This is a genomic window from Stenotrophomonas geniculata ATCC 19374 = JCM 13324 (genome assembly GCF_001431625.1).
Lineage (GTDB): Bacteria > Pseudomonadota > Gammaproteobacteria > Xanthomonadales > Xanthomonadaceae > Stenotrophomonas > Stenotrophomonas geniculata.
Genome location: NZ_LLXT01000138.1, coordinates 173,561 through 188,579 on the forward strand (window position 1 = coordinate 173,561; position 15,019 = coordinate 188,579).

Below are 15,019 nucleotides of genomic sequence, written 5' to 3' on the forward strand. Positions count from 1 at the left end.
CCTCAGGCTTCGGCGGCTGCATCCGCATCGCAGGGCATGCAGCGCTCCTTCTTGGACTTGATGTCTGCAGCGGTCTTCGCCAGTGCCTCGTAACGCTGGCGTATCTCTTCAAGATGGGCCGGCTCCATCGACTCCAGGTTCAACAACTCCTGGTTGGCGTCCTTGCTCACCCGGATCAGTTCATCCAGCTTGATGTGCAGCGCAGCGGTATCAGCGTTCTGCGTATGCTGGATCAGGAACACCATCAGGAAGGTCACGATGGTGGTTCCTGTATTCACCACCAACTGCCACGTGTCATTGAAGTGGAAGGCCGGCCCGCTGGCAGCCCAGGTGATGATCACCCCCAGCGCTGCGACGAATGCCCCCAGGCTGCCGGACAATCGCGCCGTCGCCGCCGCGACACGGGCGAAACCGCGCCGGATCACTGGTCACCTCCCGCGGCCTCCTCATCCGTGTGGCGGTCCGGCAGCTTGACCCGCTCCCCGAGGCGCTTGGCCTGCTCGTCCGGCGTTGGCGCAGCGACGAAGGGGGAGATCGGGTCACTGGCGGGGAAGGTTTCCTGCAGCGCTTCGTCATGATTGCGGCGGTTGTGCAGCGTCGCCTGCAGCGGACTGACAGGATCGGGGCGCTGCGCCTCCGTGTCCGGATGGGGAAGGTCTTTCTGGTCGCGTTGCATGGTGCATCTCCAGGTTGATCACCACCTCGCAGGTGGCGGGCCCAGCATAGGAATGCACTGTGAGCGGCCTCATCAAGGGCGGGGCAACGTGGCGTCAATCCTTCAGGCAACGCGCGTTAACAATCAGCGTGGCGGCGCGGTCTGCGTCGGCCATGGCGTTCTGATGCGGCACGTGGTTGCGCACCCCCTCACGCCATTCACCCCGCAACAGCGAGAATGGCCTACAGGGCGCACCATGCGCGAGCCGCCCAACGATTGCAGGAATGCTGAGATGTCCAACACCCCCTTTGGCGAGTCGTCATGTGCTGCCGCAGCCAGCGGTTGCATCGAAGTCCGCGGTGCGCGCGAGCACAACCTGAAGAATGTCGATGTCTCCATTCCACGCAATGCACTGGTGGTGTTCTCCGGCGTGTCGGGATCCGGCAAGTCCTCGTTGGCCTTCGGCACGGTTTTCGCCGAGGCGCAGCGGCGCTACTTCGAATCCGTCGCACCCTATGCGCGCCGCCTGATCGACCAGGCGGGCGTGCCCGATGTGGATGCCATCGACGGGCTGCCCCCGGCGGTCGCCCTGCAGCAGCAGCGCGGCGCCAGCAATGCGCGCTCCTCGGTGGGCAGCGTGACCACGCTGTCCAGCCTGGTGCGCATGATGTTTTCGCGGGCGGGAGCCTACCCGGCCCACCAGCCCATGCTGTACGCCGAAGACTTCTCGCCCAACACCCCACAGGGCGCCTGCAGCACCTGCCATGGCCTGGGGTATGTCTACGAAGTGACTGAAGCACTGATGGTTCCGGACCCGTCGCTGAGCATCCGCGAGCGCGCCATCGCGTCCTGGCCACCGGCATGGCATGGCCAGAATCTGCGCGACATCCTGGTCACGCTGGGCTACGACATCGATGTGCCGTGGAAGAAACTGCCGAAGAAGGACCGTGAGTGGATCCTGTTCACCGAGGAGACGCCCACCGTGCCGGTCTATGCCGGCTTCACGCCGGCCGAGACCCGTACCGCACTCAAGCGCAAGCAGGAGCCCAGCTACATGGGCACCTATACCGGCGCGCGCCGTTACGTGCTGCACACCTTTGCCAACACCCAGAGCGCCTTGATGCGCAAGCGTGTTTCGCGCTACATGGAAGGCAAGCTGTGCCCCGCCTGCCACGGAAAGCGCCTGAAGCCGGAGGCGCTTTCGGTCACCTTTGCCGGTGTGGATATCGGCGAGTTCATGCGGCTGCCATTGGACCAGCTGGCGGCGTTGCTCGAGCCCATCGCGCGGGGCGACTTCAGTGCACACAGCCACGGCGCGCGTTCCAGCAGGCGTGCAACGCCCCGCGATCGCGCCAAGCGGGCAGCAAGTGGCCGCGCGACCCACGAAGGCGCACCCGACGTGCGCCTGACCTCAGCCTTGTCTGAGGAAAAGCGCCTGGCGGCACAACGCCTGGCGGGCGGGGTCATGGCGCGTGTACGGCAACTGCGCGAGCTCGGCCTGGGCTATCTATCACTTGATCGCGCCACGCCCACGCTGTCGGCCGGCGAACTGCAGCGCCTGCGGCTGGCCACGCAGCTCAGCTCGTTGCTGTTTGGCGTGCTGTACGTGCTCGACGAACCCTCGGCCGGCCTGCATCCGGCCGACAGCCAGGCGCTGTACGACGCACTGGAACGGCTGCGCGACGGCGGTAACTCGGTGTTCGTTGTTGAACATGATCTGGAGCTGATGCGCCGCGCGCAGTGGCTGGTCGATGTGGGCCCGCAGGCAGGGGAGCATGGCGGACGCGTTCTCTACAGTGGCGAGCCCGATGGCCTGCGCGACGTTCAGGATTCGCGCACGGCGCAGTACCTGTTCGACCAGGTGCCTGCGCCCGCCAGCCGGCAGCGCAGTGTCATCAGCTGGCTGGAGCTGAAGGGTATCCATCGCCATAACCTGCAGGGCGTGGACGCGCAGGTGCCGCTGGGGCTTCTGACCGCAGTGACCGGTATTTCCGGATCGGGCAAGTCCAGCCTGATGGCACAAGCGCTGCCCGAGCTGATACTGCTGCACCTGGGGCATGAGCCGGTGGACGACAGCGCCGACAGCACACCCGCGGATGGGCCGACCGTGATCGAAGCCACGCGGGGCCAGCTGGCCGGCGACGTGGACGCCATCCAGCGCGTGGTGCAGGTAGACCAGAAGCCCATCGGCCGCACGCCACGATCCAATCTGGCCACCTACACCGGCCTGTTCGATCACGTGCGCAAGCTCTTCGCCGCGACACCCGACGCGCGCCGCCGCCGATTCGACGCGGGCCGCTTTTCGTTCAACGTGGCCAAGGGCCGATGCGAAACCTGCGAAGGCGAGGGCTTCGTCAGCGTCGAACTGCTGTTCATGCCGAGCGTCTATGCGCCGTGCCCCACCTGCCATGGCGCCCGCTACAACGAGGCCACCCTGAAGGTGCTGTGGAATGGTCGTACCATCGCCGAGGTCCTGCAGATGACGGTGGACCAGGCGCAGGCGTTCTTCGCCGAAGAAGACGCCATTGCCCGCCCGCTGCAGTTGCTGCAGGAAATCGGTCTGGGCTACCTGCGGCTGGGCCAGCCGGCCACCGAGCTTTCAGGCGGTGAGGCACAGCGCATCAAGCTGGCGACCGAGCTGCAGCGCAGCCAGCGCGGGCGCACGCTGTATGTGCTGGATGAGCCCACCACCGGCCTTCATGCATCTGACGCGGACAGGTTGCTGGCGCAGCTGCAACGGCTGGTGGAGGCTGGCAACACCGTGGTGATGATCGAGCACGACATGCGTTCTGTCGCACAGGCGGACTGGGTGATTGATGTCGGGCCAGGTGCAGGAGGCGCGGGTGGCACCATCGTGGCGAAGGGCACGCCGCAACAGGTGGCCCGCGCCAAGGGAAGCAGGACTGCGCCGTTCCTTGCGCGCGAGCTGGGGCAGGCAAGCTGACGCCATCTCGTCCGGGGCTGCATGCATTCTGTTGTACTGTGGGAGTACTCGCAGCGCCCATCAGCGAGAGGATGGTCAGGTGAACGCTTCCATGCTCCCAAGAATCGTCGGCTTCGATGTCCCGTTGTTGCATGAGCGTGTAGACGCATCCACCGACGAAGCCATCACCGCGCTGCTGGATCTGGCGCCGGGCGCTCGCTGGACAGAGATGTTCCTCATCAAGTGCAGGGCCCTGGCGTCCCAGCTCCAGCTGGCGGATGTTCGCGTTGAAGGCGCCAGGATCTACTTCTACGGATCCATCAGCGATTCTCGTGGACTTGCCGACGCGGTGATGTCCATTGTCCACGTACTGAATGATGAGTTGATGCGCGAGCGGAATCACGCAGCCAGCCGCGCCTAGGCGCAGCCAAGCAGGGACCAGCACCGATCCGCAATCTCCGCTGCGCCAGGATGACCGCGCAGGCTCGATCGCTTCGCAAGCCTGCCCTGGAGATCGTCGATCCATGCCGACCGGGTGCCATGCGGATCTCTCACATATATATCGCAGGCAAGCCGGATAACGGGCGCCACTTCATATCGGAAGCTCATCGCGGGCAGGGCGCCCAGGTTGAACGCGATTTTCCAGTGGGCCAGCTCGCGCTCGACGTCGACAACGTGCTTGCTTCTTCCGTGGATCATGGCGTTACCCCTTTTCGAAATTCCACTGTACACGCTTGTTGCTGCGGGCCTGTTCATGACCCTTGTTCATATGGGACGCGTCCCCGTACGCTCCCGTAACGGCGACACGCCCACAGTCAATCGGCAGCAGACTTGCTGCGGCGGAGAATCGAAATGAACAGCGTCCCCGAACAGAACAGGAATGACCGCTCCAACGCGTCCGCTGAAGCAGAACAGCCTGTACAGCAGGGGCAGGGCGAGGGGGGCGAACCCGGCGGGGAGGAGCCCGGCAAGCAAGGACAGCAACAGCAGCAGGACAACAAGGATCGCGAGAGCCCGAAGCCAGCGGATGAAAAGAAGGGCGGTCTCGGCGGCGATACCCACCGCTGAGGAACAGGAGGAGCCGCGCGCCGCGCGGCTGCTTCCGCAGCAGACAGGGAGCGTGCATGTCCGCACAAAGCCAGGCGATCGCCTGATGACCAAGATCATGTACCAGTGTCGTCCGGAGAAAATCACAACAATGGCGCAATGCCGTTGCTGCCACGCGCCCAGCCCTGGCGGGATGGAGTGCGCACGGTGCCTGACTGGCAGGCTCGGCGATACGATTCACAATCGTGGTGCAGCGTTCGGCTGGCTGGAATCGTTCCGCAGGGTCCAGCAGGACGAAGCACACGTATTCGAATGCGCAAAGCGCGCCGATGCGGCATCTTCCTAGGCGTCGCATCCGGACCTGACATCGCGCAGGCGTATGCTCGAGTCATTCAGGAGCAATGCGATGACTTTTCCGATCTGCATCTACGATAGAACGGGCACAGGGCTCCGGCTGCCTGCGGGATGGTGGATCGACCTTCAGTCCGATCTGCCTGCACTGGTGAAGGGTCCCACGCGCATCGACCTTCCGCGATCCTCAAAAGACGAGCATCCACGATTGGATCCTGAGGTTCTCAGGGATCTCTTCCGGCGCATTGGAGGCTCTCAGTGGTCAGGTTGAATCCAGCCCATTCCCTGGGAGTGCGCTGGCTGTTCTTTCGCCTTCGCAACGGGCAGTCCATCAGTCCGGCCAGGCTGATGTCTGTCTGGTCCGAGGCGGCGGAATCCAACGACTGCGCCGTGCGCCGCGAGATCATCGACGGCGCCGGCTACGTCTATGCCCTGTACGCACCCAACAGCCTGCTTTCCCCTCGGCGCGTGGAGCTGCGCATGAGAGCGCTGCTGGAGGAGGCGGGCTACGCCTTCACGATGGGTGGCCTGGCAGGGCGTCACCCCGGCGACGGTTGAGGCGCGGCGCTGAGGCGCCGGCCGAACAGTCCATGACAGCCGCTCTCATTCGGGGACACCAGGCTCCAGTGGTTCGTCAGGCGCGGGATCGAAGAGCGCCAGCATCCGCTCACGCCGGCACTGTTCGAGCCAGTGGTGCCATATCTCCACCTCGTCCATCAGCCCCGTGGCACCGCACGCGGGGCACGTGAGCGTCGTGCCCGATGGACTCGTCTTGATGCCCTCGTCCTGCGTCATTGATGAGCGCAAGCCGCAGCTCTTGCAGGTGGATCGCAACTGATCGAGGCGAACGATGGCGCCATTGCGCGCAAGAAGGGGCTGGATCGCATGGATCCGGAAGGCATTGGGAGGGTGCATGGCCGTGTCGTCTTGGGCTGGACACGGGAGCAAAGGATTCTGCGCCGGAGAAGAGCCGTGAGGGCGCAGTGTCCTCCGTTGCAGGTTAACCCTTCATCAAAGTGCGGAAAACGCTCCATCGTTGGGCTGAAATCCTACGCCCGCAATCGTGCACTGACGCGGCACCCGGCGCTTCTCCGGTGCCAGCCCTGCTTCTCGGAAGGAAGGGCTCTGCCATCACAACAGAGCCCCGGTCACTCACTTTTCCTGCAAGAACGCCAGCAGATCCTGGTTGACCTTGTCCTTGTGGGTGTCGGTCAGGCCGTGCGGCGCACCCGGGTAGACAATCAGCCTGGCGCCCTTGATGAGCCTTGCCGATTGGCGGCCTGAGATATCGATCGGCACGATCTGGTCGTCGTCGCCGTGGATGACCAGGGTGGGCACATCAAACTTCTTCAGATCGGCGCGGAAATCGGTGGCGGAGAACGCAGCGATCGAATCGTAGGTGTTCTTGTGGCCGCCCTGCATGCCCTGCGCCCACCACGCATCGATCAGCCCCTGCGAGACCTTTGCGCCCGGACGGTTGAAGCCGTAGAACGGGCCCGACGGGATGTCCTTGTAGAGCTGCGCGCGGTTATCCATCTGTGCCTTGCGGATGCCATCGAACACTTCGATCGGCAGGCCGTTCGGGTTGTCGGCGGTCTTCAGCATGAACGGCGGTACCGAGCTGATCAGCACCGCCTTCTTCACTCGCCCGGTGCCATGCCGGCCGATGTAGCGCGCCACTTCGCCACCACCGGTGGAGAAGCCCACCAGGGTGACATCGTGCAGGTCCAGCGTATTGATCACCGTGGCCAGGTCATCGGCGTAGTGATCCATGTCGTTGCCGTCCCACGGCTGGCTGGAACGCCCGTGGCCGCGACGGTCATGCGCGATGACACGGTAGCCATGATCGGCCAGGAAGATCATCTGGGATTCCCAGCTGTCCGAGTTCAACGGCCAGCCGTGGCTGAAGGTCACGACCGGGCCGTCCTTCGGGCCCCAGTCCTTGTAGTACAGCTGCACGCCATCGGCGGTGGTGATGTAGCTGGCGGTGCGCGCGATGCTGGTGACTGCCGCCGGCGTGGCCGGTTCGGCGGCCTGCGCGGACAGGCCGGCCTGGACCGAGAGGGCGAGGGCGGCAACGGCCAGGGCACGGGTGAAGGTGTTCATGCGGGGAACTCTCATGGGTGGGTGGTGAGACGTACTTTGCGCCTGCAATCAGGCGTTCGGGTGATGAACTGTCCGGATTTCTTGATAGATCGTCTTGCACGGATGTGCGGTCGCAAATCGCTCGCGATCGCCCGTTGACAAGGTAGAACGCGCGTTCTACCTTGCAGCCATGAGCAAGGCCACCACCGACACCCACCAGAAGATCCTGGCCACGGCCGAGGCGCTGATCTACCAGAACGGGATCCACGCCACCGGCATGGACCTGCTGGTGAAGACCTCCGGCGTGGCGCGGAAGAGCATTTACCGCCACTTCGAGAACAAGGACGACGTGGCCGCTGCCGCGCTGAGGGCGCGCGATGTGCGTTGGCTGGCCTGGTTCCGGCAGGAGTGCGACAAGGCTGATACCCCGGAAGCACGCATCCTCGGCATGTTCACCGTGCTCAAGGGTTGGTTCCAGTCCGAGGGCTATCGTGGTTGTGCGTTCATCAATACCGCGGGCGAGGTCGGCGACCCTGCCGATCCGATCCGGGAGATCGCGCGGAATCACAAGCAGAAGTTGCTCGATTACACGCTGGAACTTACCGAACAACTGGATGTGGAGCAGCCGGCGGACCTGGCCCGTCAGCTGCTGGTCCTGATGGAAGGCGCCATCACCCTGTCGCGCGTGATGGGTGATTACGACGCCGCAGACACCGCGAAGGATGTCGCGAAGCTGTTATTGGAACAGGCCAAGCGTTAGCGCCTGGGTACCCCAGATCCGTTGAAGCAACCCGTGTATCCATTTCGATTGGAGGTTTCCCCATGTCCGCTGAACAAACCCGTCCGCCGCTTCCTCCGTTCACCCTTGAATCGGCCACCCAGAAAGTGCGTCTTGCCGAGGATGGCTGGAACTCCCGCGATGCCGACAAGGTGTCGCTTGCCTACTCGCTCGACACCCAGTGGCGTAACCGTGCCGAATTCACCAATGGCCGGGAGGAAGCCCGGCAGTTCCTGGCACGCAAATGGAACAAGGAGCTCGAGTACCGCCTGATCAAGGAGCTCTGGGCCTTTACCGAGAACCGCATTGCTGTCCGTTACGCGTACGAATGGCACGACGACTCCGGTAACTGGTTCCGTTCCTATGGCAACGAAAACTGGGAATTCGGAGCGGACGGCCTGATGCAGCGCCGCTTCTCGAGCATCAACGATTTGCCGATCAAGGAGAGCGACCGCAAGTTCCATTGGCCGCTGGGGCGTCGCCCGGATGATCATCCGGGGTTGTCGGAGCTGGGTATGTGATTCCCGCTTGGGCGCCATCCCAAGCGCGCTCAGGTACGATGGGGTGGCCGGCGTCTGCGCCGGCCGGGGGAAGGGGGCGCAATGGACATGCAGGCAGGGGGCGGATTCGATTCGCCGACAAAGACCGATTCGCAGGAACTGACATTCCACTGGCTCTACCAGCGGGTGCAGGGACTGGTTGAGCACAGCATCTACCCCAAGGCGGGCAGCGTGGAGACGTGGGCGTTTCGCATCGGCGTGGGTGCGGCGATCATCGGCATTCTCATGAGGCAGCTTCCGGATCGATGGCTGCCTCTTGGTGTAGTGCTCCGGGTGGTTGTTGCCTGCCTGGCAATCGAAATCGGAGGGTTCATTGTCGGTGGCGTACTGGCCGCCCGCAGGGGCATTCGCCAGTTCAGCCAGCCGCAGCTCTCACACGCCCGGGAGATGGATGAAGACTTCGCTCACTGGCAAGCGGTGGTGACCGAGCTTCGCGGATTCCCGCGCGTCCAGCGCGAGCGGCGACTCAAGTTCGTCAGCACCTTGCGCACAAACATGATTGAGCGCATGGGCATGATGTATGGCGGCCTGCAGCGGCTGGGACCATTCCCGCTGTTGATTGCCCTCTACCTGCAGTTCCGCGGATGGAAATGGGGCGACTGGGCGGGCGCTTTCGATGTTGGCCCGCTGGGTGCACTACTGATCTTCGCCATGGTGCTGCTGTACCTGCTGGGCTGGATGCTGATCGGTCTTCGCACCAGGCTCGATACCTACGTTGCCTTGTTGGAGGGCTCCATCCACGAACCCGAGCCCTCCCAGCCAACGCCTTTGTAGCGTCGGGCCATCATGTTCCTCATGCTGAGGGACAAACAGGACTGTGAGTCATCCAGTGAGGCATACGCATGGCTCAAGAGTGCCGCGCTGCGGCTGGATGCAGCCGATTTCTTCCGGCTTGCTGCATCATGTTCGTACATTTCGCCGACTTCACAGGTCTGTACCCCGCAGAGGGGCATAGTAGCCCTTCGGTAGTGTGAGCGCGTCCATCCAGCCACGGGGGTTCCCCGAACGCCAGGAGGTCACTGTGCCAAGTTGTGATGAAGGAATGAAGTTGACGCGCCGCCAGGTGATCGCCGGCGGCGTCACGACCGTGGCGATGTCCGCCGCACCGGGGGCGTCCTCGCTCGCCGCCGAACTGGCGACGCCCCCGCCGCCCAGGCCGCCGGTCATCAGCACGGTGGCATTGACCGTCAACGGCAAGCGGCGGGAACTTGAACTGGACACCCGGACCACGCTGCTCGATGCCCTGCGCGAACATCTGAAGCTGACCGGGACCAAGAAGGGCTGCGACCACGGTCAATGCGGTGCCTGTACCGTGCTGGTCAACGGTGAGCGCATCAACGCGTGCCTCAGCCTGGCGGTGCAGCACCAGGGCGATGCCATCACTACCATCGAAGGCCTCGGCACCCCCGATGACCTGCATCCGATGCAGGCTGCTTTCATCAAGCATGATGGCTACCAGTGCGGGTATTGCACGCCGGGGCAGATCTGTTCGGCGGTGGCGGTCCTGGACGAGATCAAGCGGGGTGTCCCCAGCCATGTGCAGGCGGATGTCAGCGCACGGCCCCGTGCCACCAACATGGAAATGCGCGAACGCATGAGCGGCAACCTCTGCCGCTGCGGGGCCTATTCCAACATTGCCGAGGCGATGGCAGAGGTCGCTGGCGCAACCTCTGCAGGGAGGCGCTCATGAGGGTCTTCAGTTACGAACGCGCGAAATCCCCGGCCGAGGCCGCCAGGGCCGTCGCCGGTACCGAGGGCGCGAAGTTCCTGGCCGGAGGGACCAACCTGCTCGACCTGATGAAGCTGGAGGTCGAGACGCCAGCGCACCTGGTCGATGTGCAGGACATCGGCCTGGACAGGATCGAACCCACCGACGAGGGTGGCCTGCGCATCGGCACGCTGGTCACCAACACCGCACTGGCCTCGCATGAGCGCGTGCGCCGCGACTACGCGGTGCTGACCCGCGCGATCGTGGCAGGCGCCTCCGGGCAGTTGCGCAACAAAGCCACCACCGGCGGCAACCTGCTGCAGCGCACGCGCTGCCCGTATTTCTACGACCCCCATCTGCCCTGCAACAAGCGCCTGCCCGGATCAGGCTGCGGCGCGCTCGAGGGATTCTCCCGGCAGATGGGCGTGATCGGCACCTCGGACAGCTGCATCGCGACCTATCCGGGCGACATGGCGGTGGCCCTGCGGGTGCTGGACGCCTCGATCCAGACCGTCAAGGGTGACGGCAGTACGCGCAGCATCCCGATTGCCGATTTCCATCGTTCCCCCGGCGACAAGCCGCAGCAGGACAACGTGCTGCAGCGCGGTGAGCTGATCACCCACGTCACGCTGCCAGAACCCCTGGGCGGTCGGCACGTGTACCACAAGGTACGTGACCGCGCGTCCTATGCGTTCGCACTGGTGTCGGTCGCCGCGGTCGTGCAGCGAGATGGCTCGGCGCGGTTCGCCTTCGGTGGGGTCGCGCCGAAGCCGTGGCGCGTCGAGGCAGCCGAACCCCTGCTGCGCGACGGCGTAAAGGCCGCGACCCGGCAGGTGTTCGCCGGTGCCCGTCCGACGCCGGAGAACGCGTTCAAGATCGCGCTCGCCGAGCGCACCCTCGCAGCGGTGCTGGTAGAAGGAGAGCGCTGATGCCCCTTGAATTCAACGCCCCCGCCGGCGACAACCTGTTCGACAAGGCCAAGGTCGTCGGCAAGTCGACGCCGCGCATCGACGGTCCACGCAAGACCACCGGCACCGCCCCCTATGCCTACGAGCGCCATGACGTGGCGCCGAACCAGGCCTACGGCTACATCGTCGGCGCGGGCATCGGCAAGGGGCGCATCATTTCGATGGATGCCTCCCGCGCACGTGCCGCGCCCGGCGTACTGGCGGTCATCACCGCACCGGAAACCAAGCCGGTCGGCACATCGAACTGGAACAATGCACCGTTGTTCGGCGGAGCCGAGGTGGCCCACTACCACCAGGCCATCGCCTGCGTGGTGGCAGAGACCTTCGAGCAGGCCCGCGCCGCCGCGGCGTTGATCCGTACCCGCTACGAGCGCGGCAAGGGCCGCTTCGATTTTCCCGCACTGGCACCGTCCGCGCCGCTGGCAAAGGGGCGCGGTGGCAAGCCCGACCGGCAGACGCTCGGCGATTTCGACACCGCTTACGCGAGCGCGGCGGTCAAGCTCGACGAGACTTACCACACCTCCGACGAAAGTCATTCGATGATGGAGCCGCACGCCACCATCGCCGCCTGGGAGGGTGACACGCTCACGTTGTGGACGGCGAACCAGATGATCGACTGGGCCAGGCAAGGCATGGCGGCGATCCTCGGCATCGATCCCGCCAAGGTGCGCGTGGACTCGCCCTATATCGGCGGCGGCTTTGGCGGCAAGCTGTTCATCCGTGCCGACGCGGTGCTGGCCGCGCTGGCGGCCAAGCAGGTCGGGCGGCCGGTGAAGATCGCGCTGCAACGCCCGTTGATGCCCAACAACACCACGCACCGGCACGCCACCCTCCAGCGCGTGCGGATCGGCTGCGGAAAGGATGGCCGGATCTCCGCCATCGCCCATGAGAACTGGTCGGGCAACATCAACGGCGAGGACGGCGAGAACGGCACCCTGCAGACGCCCAAGCTCTATGCGGGCGCCAACCGCCTGGTGGCCAACTACATCGCCACGCTCGACATGCCCGAAGGCAATGCGATGCGCGCACCGGGCGAAGCACCGGGCCACATGGCGCTGGAAGTAGCGATGGACGAAATGGCCGAGAAGCTGGGTCTCGACCCGATCGCGTTCCGCATCCTCAACGAGCCCGAGGTCGTGCCCGGCGATCCGTCCAAGAAGTTCTCCGACCGCAACCTGGTGCGCTGCCTGCGCGAAGGCGCGGAGCGCTTCAACTGGAACAAGCGCAACCCCAGGCCGGCGCAGGTCAGGGAAGGGCATTGGCTGGTCGGCATGGGCGTGTCTGCGGGCTATCGCGGCGCACCGACAATGAAGTCGGCGGCGCGGGTCCGGCTTGACGGCCAGGGCGGGGTGATTGTCGAGACCGACATGACCGACATCGGCACCGGCTCCTACACGATCATCGCGCAGACGGCAGCCGAGACCATGGGCGTGCCGCTGGACCGGGTCCAGGTGACCCTCGGCGACTCCCGTCATCCTGCCTCCGCCGGTTCCGGCGGCCAGTGGGGCGCGGCAAGCTCCACCGCGGGTGTGTACGCGGCGTGCGTCAGCCTACGCCGCAAGGTGGGCGAGAAACTGGGCTTCGACGGCGACACCGCAGACTTCGCCAATGGCCGCATCCAGGCGGGTGGGCGGACCATCAAGCTGACGGAGGCGGGGACACTGTCGGCGGAGGACGGCATTGCCTTCGGCGACTTCAAGCAAGGCTACGACGTCGGCACCTATGCAGGGCATTTCTGCGAGGTTGCCGTGCATGCCTACACTGGAGAGACGCGCATCCGCCGCATGCTTGCCGTATGCGATGGCGGCCGGATCCTCAATCCGCTCTCCGCACGCAGCCAGGTCATCGGCGGGATGGTGATGGGTGCGGGCGCGACCCTCATGGAGGAGCTGGTGGTCGACAAACGGCTTGGCTTGTTCATCAACCACGACCTGGCCGGCTACGAGGTTCCCGTGCATGCCGACATCCCGTACCAGGAGGTGGTCTTCCTCGACACGCTGGATCCGGTGATCTCGCCGATGAAGGCCAAGGGTGTGGGTGAACTGGGCATCTGCGGGGTTGGCGCCGCGATCGCCAATGCGGTCTACAACGCAACCGGCGTGCGCGTGCGCAGCTATCCCATCACCTTGGACAAGCTGTTGCCCGGCTTGCCCGACGTGGGCTGACCCTTGCGCATGGACCGACCCGTAGCCTCACCCGCGCTGGAAGCTTCAGCGGCAGGCGGAGGGGAGCCCGGTGATCTTGCCGAGGACCTGTCCGCAGCGCCGGGCTTCCTCGCCGAAGGTAGCCCGCGCGGCGTACTCGAGACGGCCTTGACGCGCGTGCGCGCGGGGGAGCACGCCGTGCTCGCGCTGGTGCTGGAAACCGATGGCTCCACTTACGCCGGTGCCGGCGACATGGTGCTGTTCTGCAACGGCGGCCAGGTCGGCTGGCTGAGCGGCGGATGCCTGGAGCCCGAGCTCGCGCGACGCGCGGAGCAGGTGAGCGCGGCAGGCCGGGTCGACTGGATCGAGATCGACACCCGCAGTGACGACGACCTGTTGAGTGGGTCCGCGCTCGGGTGCCGCGGCCGGCTGCGGATTGCGCTCCTGCCATTGCGTGCCATGGCCGGCATCGACGACGTCATCGAGGCTTGGTTGCGCGAAGGTGTGTCACTCCAGCGCGACCTTCGCACGTCGGGGCAGGTCGTTTTCTGTGCCGGGCATCGCGAGCAGGCATGGCAGCTGCATCCGATGGACGGGGCGCAATCCTTTGGCGAGGGCGCATGGCGGTTGCCGTTGCCCCATCTTCCGCGGGCCCTGGTGTTGGGGGGCGGTCCCGAAACGCCCTTGCTGGTTCCGCTGCTGCGGGGCCTGGGGTGGCGGGTCAGCGTGGCCGAACGGCGAGCGCGCTGGGCCTCAGCCGGGCAGTGCGCGGATGTGCATCTTCAGACCAACCCTGCAGAGGCCCTTTATGGCGACCCGTGCGACGCGGCACTGGTGATGCATCACGATTTTGAACTGGACCGGGAGGCGCTGGTGGCCTTGGCTGATACCAACGTCGCGTTCATTGGACTGCTGGGTCCGCGTCGAAGGCGCGAGGACCTGTTCAAGCTGCTGACACCGGATCAGCGCCAACGCCTGTCCCCGAGACTTCGATCACCGGTCGGCCTGAACATCGGCGGCCGAGGGCCCGAGGCGATTTCGCTCAGCATCGCCGCGCAGCTGCAGCAATGGCGAAGCGCGCACGGCAGGTGACTGACGCGCATGCGGTCGTCGTGCTGGCTGCCGGCGGGAGCACCCGACTTGGCCGGCCCAAGCAGCTTCTGACCCGGCAGGGCGAGACCCTGGTACATCGCGTGGTACGGTTGGCGCGCGAGCTCGTGCCAGCGCAGGTGATGGTCGTGGTGGGCGCAAACGCACAGGCCGTGACATCCAGCATTGCCGGGCTGGATGCCACCCCGGTAACCAACCACCACTGGGAACGCGGCCTGGCGAGCAGCCTGCAGGTTGCCGGCGCACACCTGCTGCCCACGGTGACCGCGGTGATGGTCGTGGCATGCGACCAGCCCGCGATCGAGCACTCCCATCTGCAGGCGTTGCTTTCGGGTGCCCGCGCTTCGGCGTCGGGGTGCGCCGGCACGCGTCATGGAGACGCGCTCGGCATTCCTGCAGTAGTGCCGCGTGCATGGTTCAACTCTGCGGGTGCAACCGGTGACCGCGGCTTCGGGGCGCGCCTGCGGCAGCTTCCTGTCGGTACGGTGCATGTCCTACAGGCACCGGAACTGGGCTTGGATATCGATACGCCAGAAGATCTTGCGTGTGCGCGCGATGCGGGCTGGATCGATGCCGGGAGGTGGCTTGCATGATCACTGGGCCAATGCCTGTCGCGCAGGCGACGAGCGGCAGGGCTGCAGCCCGAACCCTCGCTGCCCGCAGCCCTGTAGAGTCGGGCCATGCTCGACT

At 65.3% G+C, this 15,019-nt stretch carries 17 protein-coding genes; 12 read left to right on the forward strand and 5 right to left on the reverse strand.

Features of this window, described 5'->3' with window-relative positions:
* Positions 1-2 precede the first annotated feature (2 nt).
* Positions 3-425 carry a low affinity iron permease family protein gene (locus ARC63_RS18675; RefSeq protein ID WP_019336571.1) on the reverse strand — a complete coding sequence of 141 codons (423 nt, stop codon included), beginning with the start codon at positions 423-425 and terminating at the stop codon, positions 3-5.
* A complete protein-coding gene (locus ARC63_RS18680; protein WP_043395782.1) occupies positions 422-676 on the reverse strand; it encodes a hypothetical protein in 255 nt (84 codons plus the stop codon). The genes ARC63_RS18675 and ARC63_RS18680 overlap by 4 nt, the downstream gene beginning before the upstream one ends.
* Before the next feature lie 271 nt (positions 677-947).
* Here ARC63_RS18680 and ARC63_RS18685 point away from each other — a divergent pair, with 271 nt between their 5' ends.
* Positions 948-3,599, forward strand: coding sequence for an excinuclease ABC subunit UvrA (locus tag ARC63_RS18685; protein ID WP_057504095.1), 2,652 nt, complete (start codon positions 948-950; stop codon positions 3,597-3,599).
* A 79-nt stretch (positions 3,600-3,678) separates the two neighbouring features.
* On the forward strand, positions 3,679-3,999 hold the full coding sequence (locus tag ARC63_RS18690) for a hypothetical protein (RefSeq protein WP_228355344.1): 321 nt from the start codon (positions 3,679-3,681) through the stop codon (positions 3,997-3,999).
* On the opposite strand, the gene ARC63_RS18695 is transcribed toward ARC63_RS18690, so the two are convergent.
* Entirely contained in the window at positions 3,996-4,277 is a 282-nt protein-coding gene (locus ARC63_RS18695) for a hypothetical protein (protein WP_010485730.1), read from the reverse strand. The two genes, ARC63_RS18690 and ARC63_RS18695, sit on opposite strands and share 4 nt — an antisense overlap.
* A 153-nt stretch (positions 4,278-4,430) precedes the next feature.
* On the opposite strand from ARC63_RS18695, the gene ARC63_RS22965 reads away from it, so the two are divergent.
* A complete protein-coding gene (locus ARC63_RS22965) occupies positions 4,431-4,646 on the forward strand; it encodes a hypothetical protein (RefSeq protein ID WP_082587914.1) in 216 nt (71 codons plus the stop codon).
* A 588-nt stretch (positions 4,647-5,234) separates the two neighbouring features.
* Positions 5,235-5,534, forward strand: a complete 300-nt coding sequence (locus tag ARC63_RS18705; protein ID WP_057504097.1) for a hypothetical protein — start codon at positions 5,235-5,237, stop codon at positions 5,532-5,534.
* Between the two features lie 45 nt (positions 5,535-5,579).
* Here ARC63_RS18705 and ARC63_RS18710 read toward each other — a convergent pair whose 3' ends face one another.
* Positions 5,580-5,891 (reverse strand): hypothetical protein, encoded by a 312-nt coding sequence (locus tag ARC63_RS18710; RefSeq protein WP_010485735.1) that lies wholly within the window; start codon positions 5,889-5,891, stop codon positions 5,580-5,582.
* 237 nt (positions 5,892-6,128) lie between these two features.
* On the reverse strand, positions 6,129-7,082 hold the full coding sequence (locus tag ARC63_RS18715; RefSeq protein ID WP_012480274.1) for an alpha/beta fold hydrolase: 954 nt from the start codon (positions 7,080-7,082) through the stop codon (positions 6,129-6,131).
* A 169-nt stretch (positions 7,083-7,251) separates the two neighbouring features.
* Here ARC63_RS18715 and ARC63_RS18720 point away from each other — a divergent pair, with 169 nt between their 5' ends.
* The 8 genes from ARC63_RS18720 to ARC63_RS18755 all read left to right on the forward strand — a co-directional run bounded on the left by ARC63_RS18720 (position 7,252) and on the right by ARC63_RS18755 (position 14,922).
* Positions 7,252-7,821 (forward strand): TetR/AcrR family transcriptional regulator, encoded by a 570-nt coding sequence (locus tag ARC63_RS18720; protein WP_057504098.1) that lies wholly within the window; start codon positions 7,252-7,254, stop codon positions 7,819-7,821.
* Between the two features lie 62 nt (positions 7,822-7,883).
* Positions 7,884-8,360: a nuclear transport factor 2 family protein gene (locus ARC63_RS18725; protein ID WP_057504099.1), complete on the forward strand. Its 477-nt coding sequence runs from the start codon at positions 7,884-7,886 to the stop codon at positions 8,358-8,360.
* Positions 8,361-8,441: 81 nt separating this feature from the next.
* On the forward strand, positions 8,442-9,173 hold the full coding sequence (locus tag ARC63_RS18730; RefSeq protein WP_057504100.1) for a hypothetical protein: 732 nt from the start codon (positions 8,442-8,444) through the stop codon (positions 9,171-9,173).
* A gap of 268 nt (positions 9,174-9,441) precedes the next feature.
* On the forward strand, positions 9,442-10,089 hold the full coding sequence (gene paoA, locus ARC63_RS18735) for an aldehyde dehydrogenase iron-sulfur subunit PaoA (protein ID WP_057504101.1): 648 nt from the start codon (positions 9,442-9,444) through the stop codon (positions 10,087-10,089).
* The gene (locus ARC63_RS18740) at positions 10,086-11,036 is read left to right on the forward strand and encodes an FAD binding domain-containing protein (protein WP_057504102.1); all 951 of its coding nucleotides are present in this window, start codon (positions 10,086-10,088) and stop codon (positions 11,034-11,036) included. The genes paoA and ARC63_RS18740 overlap by 4 nt, the downstream gene beginning before the upstream one ends.
* The gene (gene paoC, locus ARC63_RS18745) at positions 11,036-13,240 is read left to right on the forward strand and encodes an aldehyde oxidoreductase molybdenum-binding subunit PaoC (protein ID WP_057504103.1); all 2,205 of its coding nucleotides are present in this window, start codon (positions 11,036-11,038) and stop codon (positions 13,238-13,240) included. Before ARC63_RS18740 ends, paoC begins: the two co-directional genes overlap by 1 nt.
* Positions 13,241-13,249: 9 nt before the next feature.
* Entirely contained in the window at positions 13,250-14,311 is a 1,062-nt protein-coding gene (locus tag ARC63_RS18750) for an XdhC family protein (protein ID WP_057504104.1), read from the forward strand.
* Positions 14,287-14,922: a nucleotidyltransferase family protein gene (locus ARC63_RS18755; protein ID WP_057504105.1), complete on the forward strand. Its 636-nt coding sequence runs from the start codon at positions 14,287-14,289 to the stop codon at positions 14,920-14,922. Before ARC63_RS18750 ends, ARC63_RS18755 begins: the two co-directional genes overlap by 25 nt.
* Positions 14,923-15,019: the final 97 nt, after the last annotated feature.

What these genes read in the sequence shown, in the direction of transcription:
- ARC63_RS18680 (WP_043395782.1), bottom strand. Translation starts at nt 676, where the DNA reads ATGCAACGCGACCAGAAAGACCTTCCCCATCCGGACACGGAGGCGCAG.
- ARC63_RS18685 (WP_057504095.1), top strand. Translation starts at nt 948, where the DNA reads ATGTCCAACACCCCCTTTGGCGAGTCGTCATGTGCTGCCGCAGCCAGC.
- ARC63_RS18695 (WP_010485730.1), bottom strand. Translation starts at nt 4,277, where the DNA reads ATGATCCACGGAAGAAGCAAGCACGTTGTCGACGTCGAGCGCGAGCTG.
- ARC63_RS22965 (WP_082587914.1), top strand. Translation starts at nt 4,431, where the DNA reads ATGAACAGCGTCCCCGAACAGAACAGGAATGACCGCTCCAACGCGTCC.
- ARC63_RS18710 (WP_010485735.1), bottom strand. Translation starts at nt 5,891, where the DNA reads ATGCACCCTCCCAATGCCTTCCGGATCCATGCGATCCAGCCCCTTCTT.
- ARC63_RS18715 (WP_012480274.1), bottom strand. Translation starts at nt 7,082, where the DNA reads ATGAACACCTTCACCCGTGCCCTGGCCGTTGCCGCCCTCGCCCTCTCG.
- ARC63_RS18720 (WP_057504098.1), top strand. Translation starts at nt 7,252, where the DNA reads ATGAGCAAGGCCACCACCGACACCCACCAGAAGATCCTGGCCACGGCC.
- ARC63_RS18725 (WP_057504099.1), top strand. Translation starts at nt 7,884, where the DNA reads ATGTCCGCTGAACAAACCCGTCCGCCGCTTCCTCCGTTCACCCTTGAA.
- ARC63_RS18730 (WP_057504100.1), top strand. Translation starts at nt 8,442, where the DNA reads ATGGACATGCAGGCAGGGGGCGGATTCGATTCGCCGACAAAGACCGAT.
- paoA (WP_057504101.1), top strand. Translation starts at nt 9,442, where the DNA reads ATGAAGTTGACGCGCCGCCAGGTGATCGCCGGCGGCGTCACGACCGTG.
- ARC63_RS18740 (WP_057504102.1), top strand. Translation starts at nt 10,086, where the DNA reads ATGAGGGTCTTCAGTTACGAACGCGCGAAATCCCCGGCCGAGGCCGCC.
- paoC (WP_057504103.1), top strand. Translation starts at nt 11,036, where the DNA reads ATGCCCCTTGAATTCAACGCCCCCGCCGGCGACAACCTGTTCGACAAG.
- ARC63_RS18750 (WP_057504104.1), top strand. Translation starts at nt 13,250, where the DNA reads ATGGACCGACCCGTAGCCTCACCCGCGCTGGAAGCTTCAGCGGCAGGC.
- ARC63_RS18755 (WP_057504105.1), top strand. Translation starts at nt 14,287, where the DNA reads ATGGCGAAGCGCGCACGGCAGGTGACTGACGCGCATGCGGTCGTCGTG.